This is a genomic window from Maritalea mobilis (assembly GCF_019800885.1).
GTDB classification, from domain to species: Bacteria; Pseudomonadota; Alphaproteobacteria; order Rhodobacterales; family Rhodobacteraceae; genus Roseibacterium; species Roseibacterium beibuensis.
Window position 1 is genome coordinate 847,205 of record NZ_JAHVKE010000001.1, and the last position, 25,452, is coordinate 872,656.

A 25,452-nucleotide genomic window follows, 5' to 3' on the forward strand; every position below is an offset into this window, starting at 1 on the left:
TTTCAGAGTCCGTCTTGTGCCAGCCAAGCGATTGCAGCCGGCAACGCGGCTTCGTATCCGGCCTGATCCGCGTGTACCGCGAGCAGAAGCTCAACCCTCTCTCTGGTCGTCGGTGGCGGACGCAAGCCGAAGGCAATCTCGGCCACAACGAGAGGTGCATTGATGAGGCCGTGCATATCCGGGTGGAACTGGTCATATTTGGCGGGACGACGCCGCGCTGCCAGTTCATGCAACTTCGGCGGCTCCGAGGCTTGCCGACTGACGATCGCCCGCGCGGTTTCCAGCAGCGTTGCCTCGGGCCTCTGAAGCCCTCGAGACAATCCTCCAAGGTGTTGCGCAAGAGTTCCGACGGCCATCGGATCGACCCTTTGCAGCGCAAGGGCAACATGCCCCTCGAGGGCCGGACGCAACCGCAAAATGTCTGCGGCACGGGCAGTCACCGCCTCGCGGGCCTGTTGATCAGCTTGGTCAGCGAGAGCGGGCAGTGCCGCCAAAGTGACACGCAAGGCCTCCGCCTCTTCGGCAAAGGCTTTTGCCCAGTCATCGGGGTGGATGAAGGACCATCGCGGCCCACCATGCAACTCCAAGGAAAGCGCATCCTCAAGATCGGACGGCGCAACCCGAAAAAGCAGTCGAATTGCAGCTGAGGGCACCTGTCCTAAGGCCTGCACCTCGTCCAGCGCGGAGGGCGAAACGCCATTTGCCAGCAGCGTTTCCATTAATTTAGCTAAACGAGAGAGATCCTTTGCAACGTCGTTATCCTGTAATCTTTGTGCAAAGTAGGCGATGCGGTCAGCTTGGCGTGGCGCATTCTTGCCAGTCAATTCATCGGGCTCAGGCAATACAAAAGGGCGCGGTGGCCGCATCGGCACGCCGCATCGGCGGGGCAACAAGAACCAACGCCCATTGCCCAGATGCGAAAGACCGCTGGCACCGGTCTCGACCACCCGAGCGGGATCATCGAGATCGACCGCGATGATTTCGAGCTCGGGATCGTACACGGGCGTTCGGTCATGCAAGACAAAGACGTCTTCGCCGGAGAGCTGGGTTTCCCCAGATCCATGCCGAAGGCGTAACCGCGGTGACTGGTCGCCCTGCGTGATTACCCTGAGACGCAGCTCGGCATCCGCACCGCCGGTCACCAGCATTTCCTCAAGGAGTGGCCGAAAAGCGGAAAGCGGCTGATCAACCGTGACCCGTTTGCCGACGATGGGCGCCCCTTTGGCAGACCGACTGTGGAGGCGGATTTGCAGATCCGTCGCCCTTCCGTCCGCCGGAACGATCCGCCAATCCTTCAAAGCCTGCATGGAGATGTCTCTGTCCGCCGCCAAGACCTCACCCACGACGGTCTGAAACTCGCCACGTGGACGTGGCAGGTTCAGCACCCAACTCAAAGGCGGTGCGCCATCCGGCGACGCCAAGGTCAGGGGCAATCGAGCCTTTTCGGCGGTTGAGGCGTCCAGCTGTACGTCTACGATGCCATCCGCATCGGGTCGCTGGGGCTTGCCTGTTGCAACCCGAAACACCCACCCCTCCGGCACGCCCTCAAAGCGGATCTGCCGATGCGAATCATCCCCGCGCGTCACCTCCCGCACAGAGAAGCTTGCAGGCACCATGTTCACGGTGATCCGTGCACCAACCGTGGCACCCTCACGAATGGCGAAGGTGAAGCGGCCCATCGCCAGGTCAGGGGGCGCACCGTTCTGCCAAAGTAGGCTCCCTGCCCGCCGATGCCGAAGATGTGCTCCTATCAATTGTCGAAAACCACGACCGGGATGTCGATGAAGGATCTCGGGAACCCCACGATGGACTGGCGAGCCACGGCCATCGAGCAGGCGATACTCCAACGACCCATTAGCTTGGATCTCTTCGCGAGCATCATCCTCTGCCCCGGTTTCAATACGCGCATTACCACCTGCAACCAGGACACGCCCCTTGCCCGACAGCCGCCAGATCGCCCCACCGGGCACCGATCCATCCGGTTCAGCGACAAGAGTGTCAGTGCATTCAGGCGTCTTGCCTTCCTCCGCCAGCAGCCAGACATGCGGATCACGGGTCCGCAAGGCGGCGTTACCCGCATAGGCAAGCGCATCGGCCCCAGTCTCACCCATTTCCGCCAGCCGCCAAAATGTCGGCCCAGCACCGATCTCGATCCCCTCACCTCCGGCGAGCCGCACCCGACCGAAAAACGCACCATCAGCCATGGCCATCAATTCCGCTCCGACATCCAACGGAAAGCGAAAACGTGCCGTGCGCCGACCGCTGATCCGGCGACTCTCCCACGGCCTGTCAGGTGCTTCTCGATCAAGGGCAAACAACAAATCCGGCGCGGCGGTGGCAAGCGGACCCACCGGCGCGAGGCGCAATCGGCGTCGATCCGGGTCCACGCCTTGAACCAGCTGAGGTGCGATTTCCGCTGCCTCCTCGACTTCGATCCATGGCACCCAGGCTTCTCCGTCCTGCCGGCGCAGCACCCGCGTCATGGGATCTGTCACCAACCCATGTCGTGCTGACACAAGCACCGCATCCGAGAGCAGGCTGCGCGCGGCGTCCCCATCGAGGCGTAGCGACAGACGATCGCGCCAACCCGGTTTTACCCTGTCAAGAAAAGATTCGACATCCTGCCGCGACATGTTCTCGGGCGCCAATTCGCGCAGCTCGAGCACCTCAAAAGCGAAGTCGACGAACAGCGCGAAATATTCTTGTGTGCGATACCCGACCGGAAGGCGGCGGGTGCGCTGTGCGGCAAACCCCAAGGCCACATCACGTGGGCAGCCCAACCCAATACGTGACAGATCTGCGACCAAACCCACAAGTGCGCTACGATAGCCACCTTTTTCATCGCTCAGCAGCCGGATCGGAATCCCGCCTTCGGCCGCGATGGTGCGCAGATATTGCACGCCACTGTCCAGCCGCCGAACAGAGCGCCCCATTCCCACCAGACCCTCGCGCGTGATTTCACGCAGCTGCTGCTGAGAAAGCGAAACGCCCAGTGGTTGTGTGAGGAAATCCCACGACAATACCCCGCCATCGTAATCCTTGCGATATCTTTCCGCAGCCCAAAGGACAAAGGGCGCAGCCGTTGATCGAAAGCGATTATGCTTTAGTCCTTGTCCGATTGTCATTTCAAGCTGCGCATAGTCCTCTTCATCCAAGCGATATGCATGCAAAGGACGGCCATCGGGCTGAATTCCGCAAAGGGAGTTTAAATCTTTAATACTACTCATTATACTTTCCTGCCTCATCAGCCGATCGTGTCAACAGATCTGCGGAAACACAAGATCGGTTTTGTAAATACATTCATGCCAAACACTCAGTCCTTGGTCGAAAAGCAAACGACGATAGCGAAACAAGGCGCATACTCTTTTTTCACTCCAAGGATGGCAAAAGTGAAACCGACATTGACCCTGAAACAATTCATGCATGGCTCAGTATTGCCGTGTTATGTATTACGACGCATCGCCTCCCCCACAGGCCAACTCGCCGGCAACATCGGATGAGTGCCTGCATCGCCGACATCAATCCAATGCCACCACATGCAGGTCCGGGATCACCTCACGCCCCAGATCGACGAGATGGCGGTGGTGAGTGAACATGATCGCCTGCCCGGTCCGTCCCATCTCGGCGGTCAGCGACAAAGCCGCAGCCGCGCGGGTGTCGTCAAAGGTTTCGAGGATGTCATCGGTCAGGAACGGAAGCGCCCCGTAGCGGGTGATAAAATCCGCGTGGCCAGCCACCCGAAGCGCCAAATAGAGTTGGCCGCGCGTCCCGGTCGACATGGCGTCGGCGGCAACAGGGTGTCCATTCTTTAGGCCAACGAGGCGTTCGCCGGCACCCGCAGGCTGCGCCTCAAGACGGGGCCATTCACCGTCAGTCATGCGCGCAAAGGCCCTTTCGGCAGCGGCGATCATGGGGCCACGGCGGTCTTCGCGCAGGCGGCTCAGTGCACCGGACGCAGCCAACAGGCCGATCCGGGTCTCCACAGCATGGCGTGCGGCCTCGCGCAACTCCTCCAGAAGGGCGGCGCGCGCCTGCCCCTGATCGACCCCACCATCGGTTGCAAGAGCGGCATTGAAAGCCTGTCGCGCCTCGCCCCGATGGCCGATGGCCTTCTCCCGGTCCGCCTCGGCCTCCTTTACGGCCTCGCGCAGGGTTTCGGTGCGGATCGGGTCCGTGTCGGCCTCTTCTTGGGCAAGCGCCTTTGCGTCCAATCCCTCGGCGACCTTGGCGCGCTCGGCCTCCAGCGCCGCGCGCTCGGCCCGCAGCCGGTCCCGTTCCAGAAGCACTTGCAAGGCGCTTAGCGGGTCGTCGCCGGGATCGACCCCCTGACCACGAAAGACCGTGCCGATCTCTTCGGCGGACTTCTGCACCGCGCGGGCCTGGCGGTTGCGCATCCGCTTCGCCTCCTCCTGCGCGTTGTGAGCCTTCTCGATCCGGCCGGCTACTTCCGCCGCCGTCCGGGCGCGGCCCCGGGCAAGGCGCAGCGTGTCGTCCACTGCGATCTCCTCGCCCAGCCCGAGTGTGTCGCGCAGCTTTGCCGCCCGTTGGTCAAATGCGCGTCGGGCGGCTTCCAGTCGGCTCACCCGGCGGTCGAGATCTCGCGCCTTGCCGTGCATTTCGGACAGGTCGGCAAGGTCGTCGGAAAACCCGAGGACCGTTTCGACGGGCAGCTCGGCGCACCACAGACCGGACACAAGCCTCCGGTAGGCGGCTAAAGCATCTGTTTTGGCTTTTTCCTTCGCCTTTTTCTGTGTCTCAAGGCCACGGACCAGTTTCTCGGACTCGTGCCGACTTGCGATCCGGGCCCGTCGCGCCTCCAGCTCCTTGTGCAGGCGCCGGGCAGCGGCAACAGCATCCTGTCCGGCAGGCGGGTCGCCGTTGATCTCCGTTGCCGCGCGGCGGACACGGCCCTCGGCTTTCGCCCGCCTCTCTTGCGCGGCGCGTAGATCCCCCATCACGCGTTCGGCCGAAAGCGTCGCCTCCAGCGCGGCCTGCATCGCGTCGAGCCGTTCACCGAAGACAGCAGGCGGGGTCGTGGCCTCCAACCCAAGCCGCGCGGCGAGCCGCGAGGCCGCTTCTGCCGGGGATTTGCGCGCGTCGTGCGCAGATTTTGCAGCGGCCCGGCGCCGGTCGAGCTCAGCCGCGATCACCATGCGTTCCGCCCCCATGCGCGCAAGACGAACGCGGCTCTCTGCACTTGCCACATGGCGATTGCGGGCATCGTCGTCATGGCGCATCGCGGCCTCGAACGCCTCGGCCGAATGTCCGTCAAGCGTGGCACGGTGCGAGGACCACAGCCGCTCACGCGCATCGCGTGTGTCGGCAATCTCGTCGTCGGTCACCACCGCGGCAGCCGACCTTTCGCCGTCCAGGACGGCCTCTGAGGCCGCCAGTTTCTCCTCCGCCTCATGCAGCCTGTCCTGCGCCTCGGCGATCTTATCATCCACCGCTTTCAGCGCCCGTTCGGCCTCCCGCAATTCAGCTGCGGTCGGAAGCCCCGCATCCGCCAATTCGCGCCATGCCGGCGGCAACCCGGCAGCTCTACGGCTCGCCTCGGCCTCGCGGTCCTTTAGATCGCGGGCCATTTCCTCAGGATCATCCCGGAGGTCATCCAACGCGTCGAGCGCATCGGCCAGAGCCTCTGCTCCCTCCGGCATGTCTTCAGGCTCGCCCAGACCGCCGCGTGCATCCTCAAGGGCGGTTTGCGCCTGATCCAGATCTCGGGCGGTCTGGCGGACGTCTTGCGCCGCCTGCCGGATGCCGGTGCGCAGGTCGCGTGGCAGGACCACCTCGGCGGGATCGGCGCCTGCACCAGCGAGGGTGGCGGCAAGTTGCCGGGCCTCTGTTCGGGTCTTGTCGCGCTCGTCACGGCGCCGGCCAAGATCGGCATCTGCCAGACTGGCGCGGGCGACCAGCGACTCGCCATCGTCGAACTCGGCCGCTTCAAGCTCGGCCAGCATGTGGCCGATCGCGATCCCTTCAGGGTCTGGCGACATCTCGGAGAGCAGACCCTCGGCCCTTTCGATATCGGTCCCGGCCTCTGCTTTCGCCTCTTCGGCGCGTGCGGCCGCGTCCACCCCCACGCTCACCCGCGTGAGGGCATCATGTGGCAACGTCGGGCCGTCAGGACAACGCGGGAGCGCCGTCTCCGCCTCATCAATGCGACGCGCCAGGTCTCGGCGACGATCGGCCGCCTCTCGCACCGCGAGATGGCGCTTTGCGTCGTCGCGGACCCGTGTCACGTCTCGACAGGCCCGCTCTGCGCGTTCCAAGGCTTGGCGCAAGGCGTCGAATTTGCGGGGATCCAGCCGCGCCTTTGACAGGGCCTCATCCATCTCGCGCAGGCGGTTACGCCCCTCGGCAAGGGTCGTGGTCCGACCGCGCGGCTTGTGGAAGGCCTCCACCTCGCCCTCGGCCTGTTTCAGCAGATCGGCGAACCCGGACAGGCCCGAGGTTCCGGCATGGAGAAGCTGGCCAAGATCGCCCTTGGCACGTGCGATCTCTTCGCCCCCTTGGCGGAGCACCTCGTCATCGAGGGAAAAGCGGGTGCGATAGCCGTCCCGGTCGAGACCGTGGAGCAGCAGGGAAAGGCGCCGCTCGTCCACCGCGCGCCCGTTCTCATCGGTCAGCGAGCCCTGCCGCTGACCCGTTCGGCACAGCGTCAGCGGGCCATCATCCGTGTCGAGCGTCGCACCTACCATCAGGTCCTTGCGGGCATGGATGAAATCGTAGGGGTGCTGAAGCGGCAGGCCAAACAGCAGATCAAGCCAGGCCGAAAACGCGGTGCTCTTGCCTGCCTCATTCGCGCCGTAGACGATGGTCACGTCGGTCTCGCCGCCGCCGGGCCCGAAATCCAGCCGGCGATCGGTGAAACGGCCATAGCGGATCAGATCGAGCTGGCGCAGCCTCATGGCTCGGACCTCCCCATGCCGAGGCGCAACGCCATCGTCTCCACCCCGGCCTCGATCAGATCGTCGAGGCGTTCGTCGGCAAGAACGTCGCGGATCTCGACCGGCAGTGCCGCGCGAAGTTCTGCAATCTGCGCCAGCACCTCGTCGCGGAACCCTGGCGTGGCGGCATCGTCACGCATCAATGTGGCCAGATCCTCGGCGGCATCGGCATCCAGCGGCCGGGTCGTCGGACGCAGTCTGACGCGGTCCACGAAGAGCCGCGAAACGGCCTCTGCCGCTTCGCGTGCCTGCGCTTCCAGCATCTGGGGATCGCCCAGTTCGACGGGGGTACCGGCCGCCTCCAGCCGGGCTGCGATCATCACGTCGCCACCAGCCACAGCCTCCAAGGCGGCCCGCAGCCGCGCATCGCGGCCCGCCTGATCCACGACCCCTGAGAAATCGACCGGCACCCGCGCGAAACGCAACAGTTCAAGTGGGATCTCCCGGGCGCGCACGCCCTGCAGGTCGATCTCTACCAAGGTGGCCGACCCGCCCTCGGTCTCGCGAATGCTACGGCCCTGGGGGATGCCCGGCATGACAACCAGTGTCCCGTCGGCCTCGTGAACACTGCGTTTGTGGATGTGCCCAAGCGCCCAGTAGTCATAGCCGTGCCCGACCAGATCGGCCAAGGCACAAGGCGCGTAGAGGTCGTGCCCGGCCGCCCCGTCCAGCGAGGTGTGCATCAGCCCAATGTTCCAGCGCCCCGGCTCGGGCCGTGAATAGCGGGGCAGCAAGCTCTCGGCGATATGTGGCGTGGTGAACCCGATGCCGTGGAACGACGCCTCTCCAAGGCGGAAGGTGGGCGCGTCCGGCGTCAGAACCGTAAGCGCCTCTGACACCGGGCCGTAACGGTCGAGATCAAGCAGCGCGTCGTGGTTGCCCTGGATCAGGACCGCCGGAATACCGGCGCGGGCCAAGCGCGACAGCTCGGTGGCCAGCGCGGCCCGGCTTGCGACATCGGCCACGTCCCTATCGAACGTATCTCCGGCGAAAAGCACGGCATCCACGTCTTCGGCCACAGCCGCATCTACAAGACGTGTCAAAACCTGTCGCGAGGCCCCGCGCAGGCTGTCGCCCATGGCGCTGTCGCGGGCAGCCTGGGTTCTGAGCGGAGAGTCGAGGTGGAGATCGGCCACATGCAGAAACTTCATGCCGTTGGGCCTTTGGTCCGAGACACCGACAGGCCACCAAGCCCGTACCGCATGCGTGTCATATACAAAATCACCTACAAAACCTCCCGGCATCGCGCCGATTCGTTGACAGCTTCAATCAAACACACAAGGATGTCAAAATCCGTCACCCACGTTGGGGATCCGCATGTCCTTCACGAAAGCCGCTGACCTGCTTCGCCTCGCCGATATGGCCACTGCGCGTTTCGAGGGGGTATCCTTGCAAGAGATCGCCGAGGAGTTCGGTTGCGACCATCGCACGGCCCAGCGCATGACACGGGCGTTCGAAGCCACCTTTCCGCAAGCCGAGGTGATGGACGATGCCGATCGTCGTAGGCGGTGGCGCCTACCGCGATGCGATCCGCGCTGGCTGCAAGCGCAGGGCATCCGCGACAGCGAGCTGGCTGCCTTGGACATGGCCGTGAAGCGGGCCGAGCGTGACGGGGCGCCCGATGATGCAAAGCGGTTGCGGGGGCTTCGCGACCGATTGCTTGCCGCGATGCCGTCATCGCAGGCACGCCGAACAGAGGCGGACGCCGAGGCGCTGCTGGAGGCGCAAGGGTTCGCCTCTCGTCCGGGGCCGCGTGTGGAAACAAACGCGCGGCTTCTCGGTGTGCTGACCGAGGCGCTGCGCGCACCTTTCACAGTCAAGGTCAGCTATACCTCGGCCGATGGCCGCACGTCCGAACGTTTGCTCGAACCCTACGGGCTTTTGCTGGGCATCCGTCGCTATCTCGTGGCCCGGCCCGTCGGGGGCGACGACAAGATGCGGCGTTTTCGGCTCGACCGCATCGGCGAAGCGCAGATCACCGGCAACAGCTTTGCCCGCGACCCAACATTTGACCTTACCCGGTTCTCGGCGCAGGCCTTTGGGTCGTTCCATTCCCCCGCCGAGTATGGCCCTGTCGTATGGCGCTTTTCACCAAAGGCCGCGCCTGTCGCCCGCGCGTTCGTCTTTCACCCGTCACAGGAGATGGCCGACGAACCCGACGGGTCGCTGATCGTACGGTTCGATGCTTCGGGATATCTGGAGATGGCCTGGCACCTTTACCAGTGGGGCGATGATGTCGAGGTGCTTGCCCCAAAGGCGCTGCGCGACATGGTGGCCGCCCATCGCCGCGCCGATTTTCCGGCTCTGCCCTGACCCTGTCAGTTTTTGCCACCCCGCGGCTTTACGGTGGTTAAGACGATTTTGTAACGATTCGAGAAGGTTCTCCATGCGCATTGATCCCCTGATGACCCGCTCTCCGGTAACTGGGGCGCAGCGCCATATTACCGAAGATTTGCTGGCAGAGGTTTATCTGGCACCGCGCAGGCAAGCCTTTTCCCTCACCGATCACCTCGGCTCGGGTGCTCCCTGGTCCGAAAGTCTGAATGCAGCCCCGGAGGAGACCGCGCGGGCGGTCGAAGCGGGTCTGCTGACCCTTGCGCATGCCACGCCGCGTCTCGACCCCGCCGATGTGGTGCCCGAAAACCTGCCTGAGGGACGGGCCCGGACCCATCTGACTGCGCTTCGCGATTTGTGGCGCGACCTGGACATGCTGCCTGGCCCGTTGAACACTTGGCGGCACGTCTTGCAAAGCAGGGCCGGCGACGCGCTGGAACCACTGCCCCCGATCGGCGATGACTGCCCGTTTGCCTCGCCGGCGGAAGCAGCGTTGGCGCAAGCCCTGCGCGCCCATCATGGCCAGGCAGAGGCTTCCGCAGCAGCAACAAAAGCGACCGAGGGCAGCGCCTTACGGCACCTTCAGGATCATCTCGGTCGACGGTCGGACAAGAGCGCGCCGGATGCCTCCATCGCCTGCTATGGGTTGCGTGACCCGCGCGAGGAAGCCGAGTTCGCTGCCGCTTTGGCACAGGCCATGCTTGATGAGGGCCGCACGGACAACCCGGCTCAGATCGGCCTTCTGGTGCCTGATGACCCAGGATATACGCGGGCATTGCGAGACGCCTTCGACAGGGTTGGGTTGCCGCTCTCCGGCCTGCCGGACCAAGATGTGCGTCGCGACGCGCCCGGCGAGCTTCTCTCGCTGCTGCTGGTGCTTCTGCAAGGTCCGGCGCCGCGTACGGCGCTGGCGTCGCTCTATATCACGCCGGGGATGCCCTGGCCGCCCGAGATCGGTCGGAGGATGGCGCGTGAGGTGATTGACCGGGGCTGGTCGCGCACGGCGTCTGGTCTGGAGGGTCCAGCCAAGGACCTCCTGGACGCACTTCGCCCCTGTGACACGCCGGAGCAGCTGTTGGCACGGCTCGGAGCCATCGCACGGGCCGCACCTGAAGCAGATCTGCACCCTCGTATAGCAGCGCTGAAAGCCATCACGAGTAAGAGTATCGACTGGCCCTTGCTGCGCCGCCTCGCCGCGCCGGGGTTGCTCTTCGCCGAGGGGCACGACCGTTTCGTCGAAGGGGTCTCGCTCTTCACGGAGACCGCCCTGCCCTGGCGGCCAGCCCGCCAGTTGATCGTTCTGGGCATGGCCGGACAGCACTGGCCCCGCCTGCCTGGATCGACCCCTTTCTTCACCGAGGGCGAGATCACCCAGATTCGCGACAGCGGCCTGTTGCTGGAAGGACGCCAGCAGAAGCTGGCACGCGGGCTTGAGCTGTTCCGCCGACAGCTTGGCGCGGCGACCGAGGGGCTGACCCTGCTGGTGCCCGCGATGGACCTGCACGGGGACCGGCTGACACCCTCGACCGGGCTGGCCCTGATCGCCAACATGATGGGGGCCGAAGAGCCGACCAACCTTGTGCACGACCTGCGCGCCATGCCGCCCGAGGACTGGCCCGTGCCCGCCACCCATCCGGATCCTGTGCCGCGTGGCGGCGCGCCGGCCCTACCCGAGACCGGCCTCCTCCACATTCAGCGCGGCCTCGCCACGCCGGACAAACCTGGCTTAGACCTCCTGCGCCTGCGCGAGACCGAGGACGGCCCCTTACCGCATTCACCATCGCGGCTGGAAACCCTGCTCGTCAGCCCGCTGGGTTGGCTTCTGGACGAGTTGGGCGCGAAAGACCGCGTCTGGGCGCCCGAAACGCTCGACGTCATGACCCTCGGCACCTTGATGCATCAGGTGCTGGAAGAGGTCTTTACCGAAGGTGCTCTGACACCGGACGCGGCTGCGCTTGCCGATACCGTACCCGACGCCCTTGACCGGGCCATCCGCCGCCATGCCGCCTGGCTGACTGACGCCGTCTGGGCCACCGAACGCGCCAGCCTGCTGCGTGAGGCAAAGGATATCTGCACCGCATGGGCCGGGTTCCTGCGCGACACCGGCGCCTTGGTCCTGCACAACGAGATCGCACTGAAGGGCGATCATGGTGGGCTGCTTCTGCATGGCAAGGCCGACTGCCTGCTACAGCTGCCGGACGGGCGCATCCTTGTGGTCGACCACAAGCGCTCCAGCGCGGGCGGGCGGCGTGACCGCATGGCAAAGGGTTGGGACCTGCAGGTCGCGCTTTATCGGGCCATGCTGGAACGCCCATCGGAGGAGACTGCATTGACCCGGCTGGTGTCCGAGGGCGCGCAGGTCGTCACCGCCTACCACATGCTGCGCGACGGCACTGTCCTGTCAGACGCCCATGGTGGCGATGTGCCGAGGGTCGAGACGGCAGGCGAGGATGCCGCCGTGAAGGCCATGGAGCACTTGGCGATGGTTCTGGCCGAAGTCGGCGCAGGCACAATCCGCCTGAACCGCGAAGGGGATGCCAAGACCTTCGACAAGGAACGCGGCATCAAGGCCTACGCCTTGGAAAACCCACTTGTGGCGGCTTTCAGCCTGCCGGAGGCGCAAGCACAGGAGGACGCACAATGACCGATCTGTCCCTCGTGCCCGCCGGCGCCGGTGCGGGCAAGACCTACCACATCCAGAAAACCCTTGGGGAATGGGTCGAGGCTGGCGACGTGGCCCCGGGCCGCATCCTCGCCGTGACCTTTACAGAGGCGGCGGCAGCCGAGATGCGTGACCGCGTGCGCGGCGAGCTGATGGCGCGCGGGCGCCTCGGCGATGCATTGGAGATCGACCGCGCCTACATGGGCACGATTCACGCACTGGGGCAGCGCCTGCTGACGGAACATGCCTTCGCTGCCGGGCACTCGCCCGACAGCCGCCTGTTGACCGAGCCGGAACGTGACCTGCTGATCCGGCTCGAGATGACGCGCTGCGATGCTTTGCATCCCTTGATGGAGGACCTCGGCCGGTTCGGCTACGCATGGAATTTCACAACCCAGTCCAGCGCCGAGGATGAATTCCGCGCGGACCTGCTGCGGACGGTGGACCTGATCCGAGGTCTCGGCGCGCGCGGGCATTTGCCGGACATCCTGACACCTGCACAACAGGCGCTGATTGAGGGGTATGGCGAGGTCGAGCCGGATGGCGGCGCCCTGACGGCAGCCCTGCAACATGCAGTGCATGACCTTCTGGCGGCTTTTCCCGACAACCTTGCCCCACTGTTTGAGAACAACGCCTCGGCGGTCAGGGATTTCTCCACCAACCATCGCGATCTGCAGCGCGCTGCACGCGACGGGGTGTTGGAGCGTGATTGGAAGCTCTGGCAAAAATTGCGCGTTCTGCGGCAGTCCAAGCGCGGTGCACCCACACCCGAAGGCTACGATGCCCTCGCCGCGGCCGTCATGGAGGCGGCAAATGCCCTGCCCCGCCATCCCGGTCCGCTCGCCGATGCGCAGGCCCATCTGACCGCGCTCGTCACCGGCGCGCAGCAGGTGCTGTCCGCATATGATGAGGCCAAGCGCAAGGCCGGGCTTATCGATTATGCCGACATGATCGCCGAGGCCGAGAGCCTTCTTCGCACCCGCCCCGAAATCCTTCGGTCCGTATTGGGCGAGATCGATTGCGTCGTGATCGACGAGTTCCAGGACACAAACCCCGTGCAATTCGCCCTGCTCTGGCGGTTGGCGCGCGGCGCGAAAAGGGCGCTGATCGTTGGAGATACCAAGCAATCCATCATGGGCTTTCAGGGCGCCGACCCGCGTCTGACGGAGGCGCTGCAATCTGCGCATCCCGAAACCGTCACCCCTCTCTATCGCAACTGGCGGTCCGACCCTCGGATCATGCAGATGGTCAACGCGCTCGGTCCCACGTTCTTCGATGCCTACAATCCGCTGACTCCACAACGCGAGGTCACCGGTGAAACCGCGCTCGAAGTGCTGCACCTGCCCAAGGGGCGCAAGGACACCACGGCCGAGTGTATCGCGAACCGCGTGGCCGACATCCTTGAGGCGGGGACGCCTGTCTACGACAAGGCGCTGAGGCAGATGCGCCCAGCCCGGCCCGCCGACATAGCCGTGCTGACCTATACCCACAAAAAGGCCAGCGCCGCAGCTGCCGCGCTGGAGGCGCACGGTCTGCCGGTGCGCATCCAGCAGGACGGCTGGCTGACCTCGCCCGTGATGCGCGCCGCCCGTGCCGCCCTGGCCTTTGCCGCTGACCCCGCAGACACCCACGCGGCACTGACATGGCTCACGCTTGGCCCACCGCGCATGTCCTTGGAGGACGCCTTGCGCAATGCCGTCGATGGCGTGCTGGAAACCCATGTCTCGCTGGGGCCTCTCCGGGCCGTCAACGACGGCATCGCAGCGCACCCGGTGGCCGAAACACTCGCCTCGGTGTTGCGCGCGGCGGGTCTACCCGACTGGGCCGCCGGGCTGACGCAGCCCGCGCAGGCGCTGGCCGATCTCGCACGCCTCGAGGCAGAGGCGCAGGAGTTCGATAGCATGGCGCAGGACCTGCGTGCCGCCGCCGGCTTTCATGGGGCCGGGGTGCAGGTTTTTCTCGGATGGATCGCGGGTCAGACGGCCAAGGATTGGGACCGTCATCCAGACCCTGACGGCTGGTCGTCCTCGGGCATCGAAATCTGCACCTGGCACGCCGCCAAGGGCCGTGAATGGCCGATCACCGTGGTCGCTGGACTTGACCAGAAGATCGCTGAACGCCCGGGCACCATGCGGGCCGAGTTCGACGGCTTCGACGATCTGGACAATGTGCTGGATCACGCCGGGCTGGGCTACCTGCCCGATTTCGCCGCCCCCGAGAATCAGGAAACCTTCACCGAGGCCCGGCGCCCCGAGGACGAACGCGACGCGGCGCGCAAGCTCTACGTCGCGCTGACGCGGGCGCGCGACCGACTGATCCTCGTGTTGCCGCTCGAAAAGACCAAACCTCGTGAACACGCCGAACGCATGGTCGACCTGCTGCGCGACCGGGCCGGGTTCGAGACCGACATGGAAACGCTGACCGTCGCAGGTCAGACCTTTGCCGCAAAGGTCGATGAGGGATTGGCGGATGAACCGAATAGCCCTGAACGCGCGGCAGCCGCAACCTACCCGCGCTTCGGACTCCCGCGCGCCCTGCCGGACAACACACGCACATTCTGGCGACGCAGCCCTTCAAGCCTCGACGCGCAGGAGCCGACATTCGTCGCCCCGCTGGAGACTGTTCAGCTGGCAGAGGGCGTTGCCGAAACCAGCACCGGCAACGCGGCTGAACGCGGTACCGCCTGGCACCTCGCCTTCCGCGTCACGGCAGAGCGTCCAGATCTCGCGGAGGACCTCAAGGCCGCCACCGGCTTGCCTGACAACACGATCACCCAGATCGCTGCGCAGGCGCAGGCCTTGACCCGCTGGCTGGCAGATCGGGGATTTGACAGGCTGCACTTCGAACTGCCCTTGCAGGAAACTGCCGACGACGGATCGGAAACCAACGCCATTCTCGACTGCCTCGCCGAGGGACCGCATGGCCTGATGATCATCGACCACAAATCCGGCCCCTGCCCCGATCCCACTGCGCGTTTTGCCACCTATCTACCGCAACTGGCCGCCTATGCCGCGATGGCCCGAAGGCATTGGCCGGGCAAACCGTTGCAAGCTGTGGCCATTCACTGGATGAGCGAAGGCACACTGAGTGTTGCCGACGCCTCGGTCACGGAGCCCGCCTGATGTCCTTTCTCGCATGGATCGACTTCGACCAGGCCGACCGGGATCGCACCCGCCGGATCATGGACCTTTTTGGACAGGAAGACACCCGGGATGAACTTGGCCTCGGCTCGGTGCGCGACGCACTGGCGGACCTGATGTTTCCCGGCACCTCGACGATTCAGACAAGGCTGCGCTACATGCTTTTCGTGCCATGGACCTACAGGATGGCCGGCGCGCACAAAGGCACGGCAACCGCGCGACGCGAGCTTGCGCGGGCCCTTGAGATCCGGCTCATCGAGGCCCTCGTTCGAGGCGGAGAGACACAGAACGTTATCGGAAGTGCGGCACGGGACAAGCTGAAACGCCTGCCCAGTGACGTATACTGGGCAGGGTTGTTAACCCTCGGCGTCCGGCGCTTTCAGGGCAGTCGCAATGCCTGTCTCGAGGCGGCCCCAGGTGAAGCCGCCGCGCTCTGGGCCGCCGGCCTGCCACATGCGCCGGAGGATTTCCTGTCATCCTCGGACAGCACGGCGACCTTTTCGCTGAGGACAGAAGAGGCCGGTTTCCTTCGGGACAGGCTGGCTCAGGAAGCGCCGCGAAGTCTGTTCACTCTCTTGTCCCGCCACGCGACTGCGGCAGACTGCGACATGATCTGGCAGCACCCCGCGCGGGCGGAATGGCCCGAACACATCAAGAGGATCGTCGGTCACGCCGAACGGTTTTCCCGCCTTATGCATGGCGCTTCCCTACTCTACAATCTGATGCTGTCAGAGAAGGCGGCGCACATGCAGGGGGCCGATGGCAGCAGTTGGCATGAGCGTATCGAAACCTATTCAACCATGCTCGATACTTGGGCCACCGAGACCCCGAGGGATCTGTTCGACGATTGGGACCTTCATGACCTGTGGCTTCTGGCGCATGGCACCATCCACGATGTCAAAGCACACAGCCGCAGGTTCATCGAGACATGGCGTGATACCGTGCGGGAAACGCGTGGGCAGGTTCAGAGCGATCCATCCGCCCGCGCCCTTGTCCGCGACCGAGAAACCCGCCTGAAAGGTGCAAAATCCCGATTTCGCAACGACGGAGCGCTGATGAGGTGGAGCGGCGCATCAGGGACAGCGCCACTCAACTTCCGCTGGAAGCCGGTTGTTGCGAACCACGTCAGGGATCTTGTCGATGCAGGATAAAACCGCGCTCGATCCCGAAAACCGTGCGCTCTATGCCGAGATCCTGCGGGTGCCTGCAGGATATGATCTCGATGCCGCGCTGTCGACGACCTACACGCTGGATTTCGAGACAGCCCTGGTGGTCCCGGCGACGCTGGCCTTTCATGCTGCCGAAAACAGGCAGGAAACACTGGATACGCCGCTCGCTTTGCTTGAAGGGCTGGAACGCCTGTCAGCACGCATCGCGATCTTCTGTGAAGCCGGGCGGATCAAGTCCGTCCCCAAGGGCGCCAACCGCCTGACGGCGCTGCTCGAAGAGACCGTGACCGAGGTCGTGGCCCCGCGCGGTGGCGCCTTTCACCCTAAGCTCTGGTTCCTGCGGTTTTCGCCCATCGGCGGCCTCGGCCAGCCACGCCTGAGGCTTGCCCTACTATCGCGCAACCTTACGACCGATGCGTCGTGGGACCTGTCGCTTTCGCTGGACGGCATGGTGACCGCCCACGCGCGCGATCAGAATACGCCTCTGGTCGAGCTTGTCCGCGCCCTGCCCGGCATGGCCTCCGGTCGGCCTGCTCCTGCGCATGTCACATCAATGGTCACGTCCTTGGCCGAAGATCTTGCGCGCGCCAAGTGGGACCATCCCCGGAACATCAACAAGATCAGCTTTGCCGTGAACGGTCTCAACGATCAGGTCTGGCGTCCCCGGGCCGGCCGCACGCTGGGCATCATTTCACCCTTTGTCACGGATAGTGCCTTGTCGACCTTGAGCCGGGGCGTGGACCCCGCCAATGCCTGCCTCCTCAGTCGATCCGAGGAATTGGCGCTGCTTTCCCCCGAAACGCTTGCCCGTTTTGGAACCCGGCTGGTGCTGGACGAAATGGCCGAAACAGAGGACGGTGAGGAAAGCGATGAGCCGCCCGGCAGGCCGATCCCCGCCCGGGGGCTGCATGCCAAGATCTTCATCACGGAACGTTACAAGAGCACCGAAATCACCATGGGATCGGGCAATGCGACCACCCCTGCCCTCATCAATGGCAGCAATGTCGAGGTCTTTGCCACCCTCACCGGCTACACTGAAGATTTGGGCACGATGGAAGACCAGATATCACCAGAACGCCTTGGCCGTTTCCTGCGGGAGTTCGTGCCGTATGAGCCTGTTGATGCATTTCAGGAAGACGCCGCCGAGGCGCGCCTTGAAGGACTGCGTCGTGAGATGGCCACGTCCGGACCGGCCCTGCGTTGCGAGGAAGACGACGAGGGGCGCATTCTACTACATCTCGCGGCACAAACGGAGGTTGTCATCCCCGACGGGATCGGCCTGCGGATATGGCCTGTCGTCGCGGGCATCGAACATTGTATCTGCCTGACGGCCCTTGGCGCCGACGAAATCCTGCTCGGTCGCCTACCTCTCAGGGATGTGACGCGCTGGATCGGTGTCCAGCTCGTGGATAAAGAGACCGGTTTTGAGCAATACTTCACGCTGGGAACGGATCTCGTAGATCTGCCCGACGCGCGCACGGCCGAGATCCTGCGCGCGCTGATCGAGAACCGCGATGCCTTTCTACGCTACATCCGTTTGCTGCTGGGCGACGTGTCCGAGGCAGCCAAGGCGCTTTTTGCAGCCGGACAGGGCGGCGGCCTTACGGGAGCGTTCGGCACCAGCCAGGATGCGCCAATCCTCGAGCACATGGTGCGCGCGCTGGCGGGCGACGGGCGGCAGTTACGCGATATCGAACGCCTGGTCACACGCTTGCGCGATCCTGACACGGGGCGAAGCGATATCATCCCAGATGAATTCCTTCATCTGTGGGAAACATTTCGCGCCGTGATGCCGGAGGACCGGCACAATGACTGATCGATTTACGGCCGACGACGCGCTTCGGCCTCTCAAGGCCTTCCAGCGAAAGACCGTCGATTATGTCGCCAAGAGGTTGCTGAGCGATCCCGACTCGGTGCGCCATTTCCTCGTCGCCGACGAGGTCGGCCTTGGCAAAACAATGGTGGCACGAGGCGTGATCGCGCGGACTATCGAGGCACTTCAGGACACCGTGCCGCGGATCGACATCGTCTACATCTGTTCGAACGGGGCCATCGCGAAACAGAACGTCGCCCGTCTGAATGTCATGGACGGCCAACGCACACGGGTTCTGCCGACACGCTTGACCATGCTCTGCCTGGAGTTAGCCAGGTCCGGGGGCATCAAACGGGAAGGCGTGAACTTCTTCAGCCTGACCCCGGGAACCTCGCTGGACCTCAAGCAGGGCGGCGGCATGAAACAGGAGCGCGCACTGATCCTGCGCCTGATCTGGGAGCTGCTGGAAGATCGTCGAGCCGTGGCCAAGATGCTGCAGGGATACGCGGGGGCACCGGGATGGCGGGAAACCCGAGCATGGATCGATCAGCAGCCCCTCGAGCCGCAGATAGTGTCGCGCTTCCAGGACGCCGTCGCAGGGCGTCCCGACCTCCTGCACGAACTCGAAGCCTGCGCGCAATGCTACAAGGGCCTGCGCGGAAACGACAGCGATCTCAATCGCAGGCGAGAGAGCATTGTCGGTCAGCTTCGCACGATCCTGGCCCGGGAAAGCGCCGAGGCGCTGGAGCCCGACCTGATCGTTCTGGACGAATTCCAGAGGTTCACGGAGCTTCTGCACGGCGAAGGCGAGGCCGCCGACCTGGCCCGCAAGCTGTTCGATGCCGTCGATCCCGATGGAAACCAGTCGAAAGTCCTGCTGCTCTCTGCGACCCCCTACAGGATGTTGTCCCTGCGCGACGACGAGGCGGATGCAGGAGATCACTACCGCGAGTTCCTTGATGTCCTGAGTTTCCTTTTCGGAGAACGCGGACCCGCGGTGCGTGCAGAGCTTGAAGGCGAGATGCGTCGCTACCGTCTTGCCATGCAAGGTCTTCCAGGCAGCTTCGATGATGCCCGCAAGATCAAGGCCGACATCGAAGGCACTTTGCGTAGCGTTATCGCCCGAACGGAACGTGTCTCCGAGACAGCCGAGCGGGACGCCATGATGCGGGACGTGGATGTTCCGGTCACCATCGAACCCGCCGACCTGATCGAAGCCCGTGCGGTAGCGTGCGTCGCGGATGCAGCCGATGCGCCTGGCACAGTGGAATACTGGAAATCGGCGCCCTACCTTCTGAGTTTCCTGCGCGACTACAAGCTGGGCCAGCGCCTGGATCAGCTCAAGGACGCGCCGGGCAACGCCCTGCTGGAAGCTATCCGGGAGGCAGAGAGCGCCCAGCTCGACACCGACGCCATCGAGACCTACCAACCCATCCCGGACAACAACGGCCGGATGCGTGCGCTCAAGGACATCGCCTTCAGGGACGACATGGCGAAACGCCTCTGGATGCCGCCCAGCATGCCCTATTTCGGTCCGCGCATCACGGCGAGCAAACTGCTGATCTTTTCGCAATGGGCAATGGTGCCGGATGCAATTGCCGCGCTTCTGTCTTACGAAAGCGAACGCGAAATGGGCATGGGAAACACCGGGCGGAGCTATACGGCTCGCCACCCCCAGTTGTTGAACTTCCGACGCAACAAGGACAGGTTGACGGGGCTGCGCGCCCTACCCCTCGTCATTCCGTCCCCTACCCTTGCGGCAGCGATTGATCCGCTCGAGATCTTTCGCTCCTACGGTCCCTTGAACGATGCCGGTGCCATGAGGGGGCACGCGGCCGAGCTGTTGCAAGACCTTGTGTCCGACCTTGAGGCACGGCTTCGGCCGGTGCAGAGAGGAGAGCCGCATTTACGTCCATCAGAGGCCGAACACGAAACAGGTGAGATAGATTCAGAACGGGCAATGACCTGGGACTGGGCTTGCGCAGCTACTCTCGATTTCCGGTCGAGTGCATTCGCCGGATGGCTCACGTCGGGAGATATCCTGACGGACGTGGTCAGGGCTGACGGGCAAGACGGCTGGCACGACCATCTTCACGCTCTCGGCGAGGCTGCGGATGCCGATGTCCTGCATGGGCGACCCGACCGCCAGATCCTTACGGATCACCTAACGGACCTCGCTCTTGGCAGCCCGGCCACCTGTGCCCTGCGAGCCCTGCACCGCGTGGCGCCCGATCTGCGCTTCGACGACCGCGCCATGCTCAACGCGGCCACGCGGATCGGCATGGCCTTCCGCAGTCTTTTCAACCAGCCGGAAAGCCAAGCCGTGCTACGGACCGGATCCGACGACGTCTATTGGCAATCGGTCCTGCATCACTGCGTTGAGCATGACCTGCAGTCCGTGATGGACGAATATGTCCATGTCCTTATGGAGTCCGAAGGTCTGATGGACGCGGACCCATCCCGTGCCGTATCCGAACTCGCACAAACCATTGACGAGGCGCTGTCTCTCAAGCCCGCACAGATCGAAATCAAACACTACCGCGCAAAGCGCGATCGTATAGAAATTTCATCCGCACTGCGGATGCGTGGGCGGTTCGCCACGCGTCTCTTGCAGCAGGCGCAGGAAGAAGGAGCCCAGCGCACCGACACGGTACGAACCGCCTTCAACTCCCCATTCCGCCCCTTCGTCCTTGCATCAACCTCCGTCGGTCAGGAGGGGCTCGATTTCCACCCCTACTGTCACAGGCTCGTGCACTGGAATCTCCCCACGAACCCGGTGGACCTCGAGCAGCGTGAAGGCCGTATTCATCGCTACAAGAACCATGCTGTCAGATTGAATCTCGCAACGAAGTTTGGGAACACCCTCCGAAACGGGGCGCCCGTCAGGGATCCATGGCGCAGCATGTTCCGTACTGCGCATGATCAAGCCGTTCGACCGGGCGACATGGAACCTTTCTGGCTCCTCGATGGCCCGACCTGCATCGAACGTTTCGCGCTTTCCCTTCCTTACAGCCGCGAGGCTGTGCTTCTCGGTTGGCTCAAACGCTCCGTTGCACTGTATCGCCTGGCATTCGGCCAACCTCGCCAGGAGGACCTGATCTCGTTTCTCCAGGGCCTCGACGCTGCGCAAGCGGGCATCGACTTGTCACAGCTTCAAATCAGCCTGCGACCGATGTGATCCTTTGTCAGATTGAAGCCCTTCCGCGCTCGGCAGGCAAAAAAAGGGGCGTTGGATCAAACAATCGCCACACAAGGTGTCTACCTGTTGTAGCCCACGGTCGGTGAATGGCCGAGCCAAAGGCCGTTCGCCCTTGTCGGGACGTGAACGAGAGGAAGGAAATGCATGATTGAGGATGAGTACATCCCGACCCTGAGCCATGCAACGGAGCGCGATATCGACCTTTTGCTGGTCGAGGAACTCTATGCCTCCCGAAATTTCCTCACCTGGATTGCGGCCCGCGCCGGTCTGTCCGGCGATGCCACCGAATGGGACGTCAATACGAATGGCCCAAGAACGCTTTCCGGTATCAACATCCAAGAGTCGACCCGACCGCCGTGACCGGCACTTTTCAATCCGCTGAGTACACCTGTTGACCTGGCGCACAGGGTACGGCACACATGATGACACACTGTCGGACTCGATCCGGACTCGAGGAAAATTTTCCTTTTATATCAGTGGCTTGATGTCACTGGCGCCTGCCCCTACCGCCGGAGCCAAAAATCAAACCTTTTCTGGCTGAAATGTGCCCTTGGTGTAATTGACCTGCCCCAATCGAGTGGTCCGGTTTTAGCCTTAGTGCATGACCGGTGGCTTGGCGCTACGGTAGGCGCAGTCGGCGAAACGGCTCCGGATGGCGGAGCCGGCCATTGCAAAACCTCCGGCGCTGGCGGCCGTTAGCCGAGTGATGAGCGCGGGCGCCCGGTGTTGTAGTTTCTGCGCCAGATCTCGATCACGATCTTGGCCTCGCCAGACTGTAGAAGATCTCGTCGTTGAGGAGTTAGTCTCTCAGCTTGGCGCTGAAGCTCTCGCAGTAGCCGGTCCACCAGAGTGATCCCGGCTCGACATCGGCCGTTAGGGTGCCAACCGCGTCGACCCATTCCCGCACAGCCGTGGCAACGAACTCAGGGCCGTTGTCTGGCCTCCCGACGGTTTCACGGACCATCAAGCGGCAGATCAGGTTTCGATTGCGCCACTTTTGTGTTCAAAAAATTCCAATCGAGGCGAAATTGTATACAAAATAGCTTCTTCGAGCTTTCGGCGCGACCGTGACGCTATACGTCGCCGACGGTCGCCTTAGACCTCATCTCCGAGGGAGGTCACTCCGGTGTGGCGCGAGACTGGGATAGCGCTTCACCGACAGATGACACATCGAGGTCTGACATGAAACGACGCGGATTTCTGACTGCAACGGCCGCCGCCGCTGCCGCGGCCCCTCTTGCGGCACCCCGCAGCGCCAAGGCGCAAGACACGTTCAACTGGCGTATGACGAACGCTTACGGGCCGGGTTCGCCCTTTTACACCGTTGGGCCGGGCAGCCCGACCGACATCATCGAAAAGATCGCCACCATGTCGGGCGGTCGGTTGAACATCCAACACTTCGCCGCCGGTGAACTGATCCCCGCGCTGGAAGGCTTCGACGCCGTGCAGCAAGGCGTGATCGAGATGAACGCCGCCAACAGCTATTTCTGGTCGGGCACGACCTTTGCCGCGCAGTATTTCACCACTGTCCCCTTCGGCATGAGCTTCATGGGCCACATGGCGTGGCTGTTCCATGGCGGCGGTCTGGAATTGTGGCAGCGCGTCTACGAGCCGTTCGGCCTTGTCGCGTTTCCGATGAACAACACCGGCGTGCAGATGACCGGTTGGTTCCGCGAACCGATCGAAGACATCAGCCAGCTTCAGGGCCTGCGCATGCGCATCCCCGGCCTCGCAGGACAGGTCTATGCCAGCCTTGGCGTTGATGCCCGCGTCTTGCCGGGCGGCGAGATCTTCCCGGCGCTCGAGCGTGGCGTGATCGACGCGGCCGAGTTCGTCGGCCCCTACCAGGACCGTCGTCTGGGCCTGCAGAACGCGGCCAGCTACTATCACACGACCGGTTGGCACGAACCTGCGACGACGGGTGAGTTGCTGATCTCCAAGGCTGCGTGGGATAGTCTGCCCGCCGAGCTGCAACAGATCGTCAAAACCGCCTGCATGGCCGCCTGCCTTGAAAGCGTGACGTGGTCCGAGGCGGTGAACGGCGAGGCGCTGACCGATCTGGTCGAGAACTTCGGCGTCACCGCCGCCGTTCTGCCCGAACCGGTTGTCGAGGCACTGCGGACTGCGACGGCCGATGTGCTGGCCACCCGCGCGGCAGCCGATCCGCTGACGCAAGAGGTTCATGACAGCTACATGGCGTTCAAGGCCAACCACGACCGGTGGGCCGGCGTCAGCGAAGGCCCTTGGCTCAGCTCTGTTCTCAAGGTCTGATCCATGAACGCCGTGTCACGTTTTGTGAACGGGATCGAGGGGGCGGTCCGGCTGTTTGGCTGGATCGCTGCCTGGACCTGCGTGGCGCTGGTGCTGCTGGTGGCGGGCGACGTGTTCGTCCGCTACCTCTTTCGCACCGGCACCGTATGGTTTCAGGAGCTTCAGTGGCACCTGATCTCGCCCATCGCATTGTTTGGGATGTCTTACGCGCTCTATAGCGGGGAACAGGTGCGGGTCGACGTTCTGTTCGAACGCTTTCCGCCCTGGCTGTGCCGCACGCTCGAGGTGATCGGCGGCTTGGCCCTGATGCTGATCGCGGCCTACGTGCTGAAGCTGTCCCTACCTTGGGTCGAGCAAAGCTACATGCGCAACGAGGCGTCCCCCAACCCCGGCGGCCTGCCGATGCGTTGGGTGCTTAAGGCCCTGATCCCAATGGGATTCTTCCTGCTGTCTCTGCAAGGTCTGGCGCATGCGTTGCGTCACGGGTTCGGCCTGCCGAACCCCGCACATGACGCCCTCGCCGATACGGCGGACCAAACCATCGGGCATTAACGCCAAGGACAATCAACATGTCTCCCACCGAGCTTCTGGCGATCGGAATGGTCGCCGCATTCTTCATCCTGTTGATCATCGGCATTCCCGTCGGCATCGCCATCGCGGCGTCGGGGTTCATATTTGGCTACATCGGCTTTGGCCCGGCCCTGTTCAACCTGCTGCCCGCGCGCATCTACGGGGTGGTGACGAACTACACCTTCATGGCGATCCCGCTCTTTGTCTTCATGGGAGTGATGCTGGAAAAATCGCGACTGGCCGAAGAGTTGATCGACATCATCGGCCACATGTTCGGGCGCGTTGCGGGCGGCATGGGGGTGGCGATCATCCTTGTGGGCGTCTTGCTTGGCGCGGCCACGGGCATCGTGGGTGCCACCATCGTCACGCTTGGCCTGCTGACCCTGCCGACGTTGTTGCGCCGCGGCTATCCCAAGACGATCGCGACCGGCATGATCTGCGCCTCGGGCACGCTCGGGCAGATCATTCCGCCCAGCCTGGTGCTGATCCTGTTGGCCGAGATCCTTGGTGAGTCCGTGGGAACGATGTTCGCTGCGGCCATGGTGCCGGGCCTGACGCTGTCGGCCGTCTATATCGTCGCCATCCTGGGACTGGCCGCGTGGAAGCCCGACCTGATGCCTCCGATCCCGCAATCCGAGCGGGACGCCATGAGCACAGGCACCCTGATCAAGAAGATCATCCTTGTCGTCGGCCCGCCCATCGGTCTGGTCATCGCGGTGCTTGGGTCGATCATCGGCGGTGTGGCAGCCCCGACAGAAGCGGCCTCGATGGGCGCGGTTGGCGCATTGCTGATCGTCGCGCTATCCGGGCGCCTGTCCTACGACCTGCTCAAAACAGTCGCCCGTTCAACGCTGCTGATCTCGTCGATGGTGTTCTTCATCCTGATCTGCGCGCAGGTCTTCGGCCTCGCCTTTCGGGGGTTGGGCGGTGAACACTTGGTTGAACGCATGTTCGAATGGGTGCCCGGCGGCGTGAACGGAGCACTTCTGTTCATGCTTCTCCTGATCTTCGTTCTGGGCTTCTTCCTCGAATGGATCGAGATCACCTATATCGCCCTGCCGCTGTTCCTGCCGTTCTTCATGGCCGAAGGGGTCGATCTAGTCTGGCTGGGCGTTCTGATCTGCCTGAACTTGCAGACCTCGTTCCTGACGCCGCCCTTTGGCTGGGCCCTGTTCTTCCTCAAAGGCGTCGCCCCGCCGGGCGTAAGCACGCTGGACATCTACAAGGGCGCGATCCCCTTCATCGGGTTGCAGGCTATCGCTTTGCTGCTGGTCTTCCTGTTTCCCGGGCTCGCGCTGTGGCTGCCTGAAGCCATCGGCTGGTAAGCCCCTGCCCCTGCATTCG

General features: G+C 63.7%; 13 protein-coding genes and 1 pseudogene. 10 read left to right on the forward strand and 4 right to left on the reverse strand.

Features of this window, described 5'->3' with window-relative positions; translation table 11 throughout:
- Positions 1-2: 2 nt before the first annotated feature.
- The 3 genes from KUV65_RS04130 to KUV65_RS04140 form a co-directional block, all read right to left on the reverse strand.
- On the reverse strand, positions 3-3,227 hold the full coding sequence (locus KUV65_RS04130) for an STY4851/ECs_5259 family protein (RefSeq protein ID WP_222187781.1): 3,225 nt from the start codon (positions 3,225-3,227) through the stop codon (positions 3-5).
- A gap of 291 nt (positions 3,228-3,518) precedes the next feature.
- A complete protein-coding gene (locus KUV65_RS04135) occupies positions 3,519-6,911 on the reverse strand; it encodes an AAA family ATPase (protein ID WP_222187783.1) in 3,393 nt (1,130 codons plus the stop codon).
- Positions 6,908-8,101 carry a metallophosphoesterase family protein gene (locus KUV65_RS04140; RefSeq protein ID WP_222187786.1) on the reverse strand — a complete coding sequence of 398 codons (1,194 nt, stop codon included), beginning with the start codon at positions 8,099-8,101 and terminating at the stop codon, positions 6,908-6,910. Before KUV65_RS04140 ends, KUV65_RS04135 begins: the two co-directional genes overlap by 4 nt.
- Before the next feature lie 166 nt (positions 8,102-8,267).
- Here KUV65_RS04140 and KUV65_RS04145 point away from each other — a divergent pair, with 166 nt between their 5' ends.
- The 7 genes from KUV65_RS04145 (at position 8,268) to KUV65_RS04175 (ending at position 21,627) form a co-directional block, all read left to right on the forward strand.
- Positions 8,268-9,263, forward strand: a complete 996-nt coding sequence (locus tag KUV65_RS04145) for a helix-turn-helix transcriptional regulator (protein WP_222187788.1) — start codon at positions 8,268-8,270, stop codon at positions 9,261-9,263.
- 73 nt (positions 9,264-9,336) lie between these two features.
- Positions 9,337-11,928: a PD-(D/E)XK nuclease family protein gene (locus tag KUV65_RS04150; RefSeq protein ID WP_222187799.1), complete on the forward strand. Its 2,592-nt coding sequence runs from the start codon at positions 9,337-9,339 to the stop codon at positions 11,926-11,928.
- Positions 11,925-15,068 carry a UvrD-helicase domain-containing protein gene (locus KUV65_RS04155; RefSeq protein WP_222187801.1) on the forward strand — a complete coding sequence of 1,048 codons (3,144 nt, stop codon included), beginning with the start codon at positions 11,925-11,927 and terminating at the stop codon, positions 15,066-15,068. Before KUV65_RS04150 ends, KUV65_RS04155 begins: the two co-directional genes overlap by 4 nt.
- Positions 15,068-16,237: a DUF6361 family protein gene (locus KUV65_RS04160; RefSeq protein ID WP_222187803.1), complete on the forward strand. Its 1,170-nt coding sequence runs from the start codon at positions 15,068-15,070 to the stop codon at positions 16,235-16,237. The genes KUV65_RS04155 and KUV65_RS04160 overlap by 1 nt, the downstream gene beginning before the upstream one ends.
- Positions 16,227-18,071 (forward strand): phospholipase D family protein, encoded by a 1,845-nt coding sequence (locus KUV65_RS04165; protein ID WP_222187813.1) that lies wholly within the window; start codon positions 16,227-16,229, stop codon positions 18,069-18,071. Before KUV65_RS04160 ends, KUV65_RS04165 begins: the two co-directional genes overlap by 11 nt.
- A complete protein-coding gene (locus tag KUV65_RS04170) occupies positions 18,064-21,246 on the forward strand; it encodes a helicase-related protein (RefSeq protein WP_222187816.1) in 3,183 nt (1,060 codons plus the stop codon). The genes KUV65_RS04165 and KUV65_RS04170 overlap by 8 nt, the downstream gene beginning before the upstream one ends.
- Before the next feature lie 165 nt (positions 21,247-21,411).
- A complete protein-coding gene (locus KUV65_RS04175; protein WP_222187818.1) occupies positions 21,412-21,627 on the forward strand; it encodes a hypothetical protein in 216 nt (71 codons plus the stop codon).
- Positions 21,628-21,861: 234 nt separating this feature from the next.
- Here the strand turns inward: KUV65_RS04175 and KUV65_RS04180 are convergent.
- Positions 21,862-22,210: pseudogene (locus tag KUV65_RS04180) on the reverse strand (integrase core domain-containing protein); the annotation flags it as partial.
- A gap of 239 nt (positions 22,211-22,449) precedes the next feature.
- Here KUV65_RS04180 and KUV65_RS04185 point away from each other — a divergent pair.
- Genes KUV65_RS04185 through KUV65_RS04195 form a run of 3 tightly spaced genes read left to right on the forward strand, consistent with a single transcriptional unit; the run spans position 22,450 to position 25,433 of the window.
- Positions 22,450-23,538 (forward strand): TRAP transporter substrate-binding protein, encoded by a 1,089-nt coding sequence (locus tag KUV65_RS04185; RefSeq protein WP_222187820.1) that lies wholly within the window; start codon positions 22,450-22,452, stop codon positions 23,536-23,538.
- Positions 23,539-23,541: 3 nt separating this feature from the next.
- The gene (locus KUV65_RS04190) at positions 23,542-24,090 is read left to right on the forward strand and encodes a TRAP transporter small permease subunit (RefSeq protein WP_222187821.1); all 549 of its coding nucleotides are present in this window, start codon (positions 23,542-23,544) and stop codon (positions 24,088-24,090) included.
- A 17-nt stretch (positions 24,091-24,107) separates the two neighbouring features.
- Positions 24,108-25,433: a TRAP transporter large permease gene (locus KUV65_RS04195; protein ID WP_222187822.1), complete on the forward strand. Its 1,326-nt coding sequence runs from the start codon at positions 24,108-24,110 to the stop codon at positions 25,431-25,433.
- The last annotated feature ends 19 nt before the right edge of the window (positions 25,434-25,452 follow it).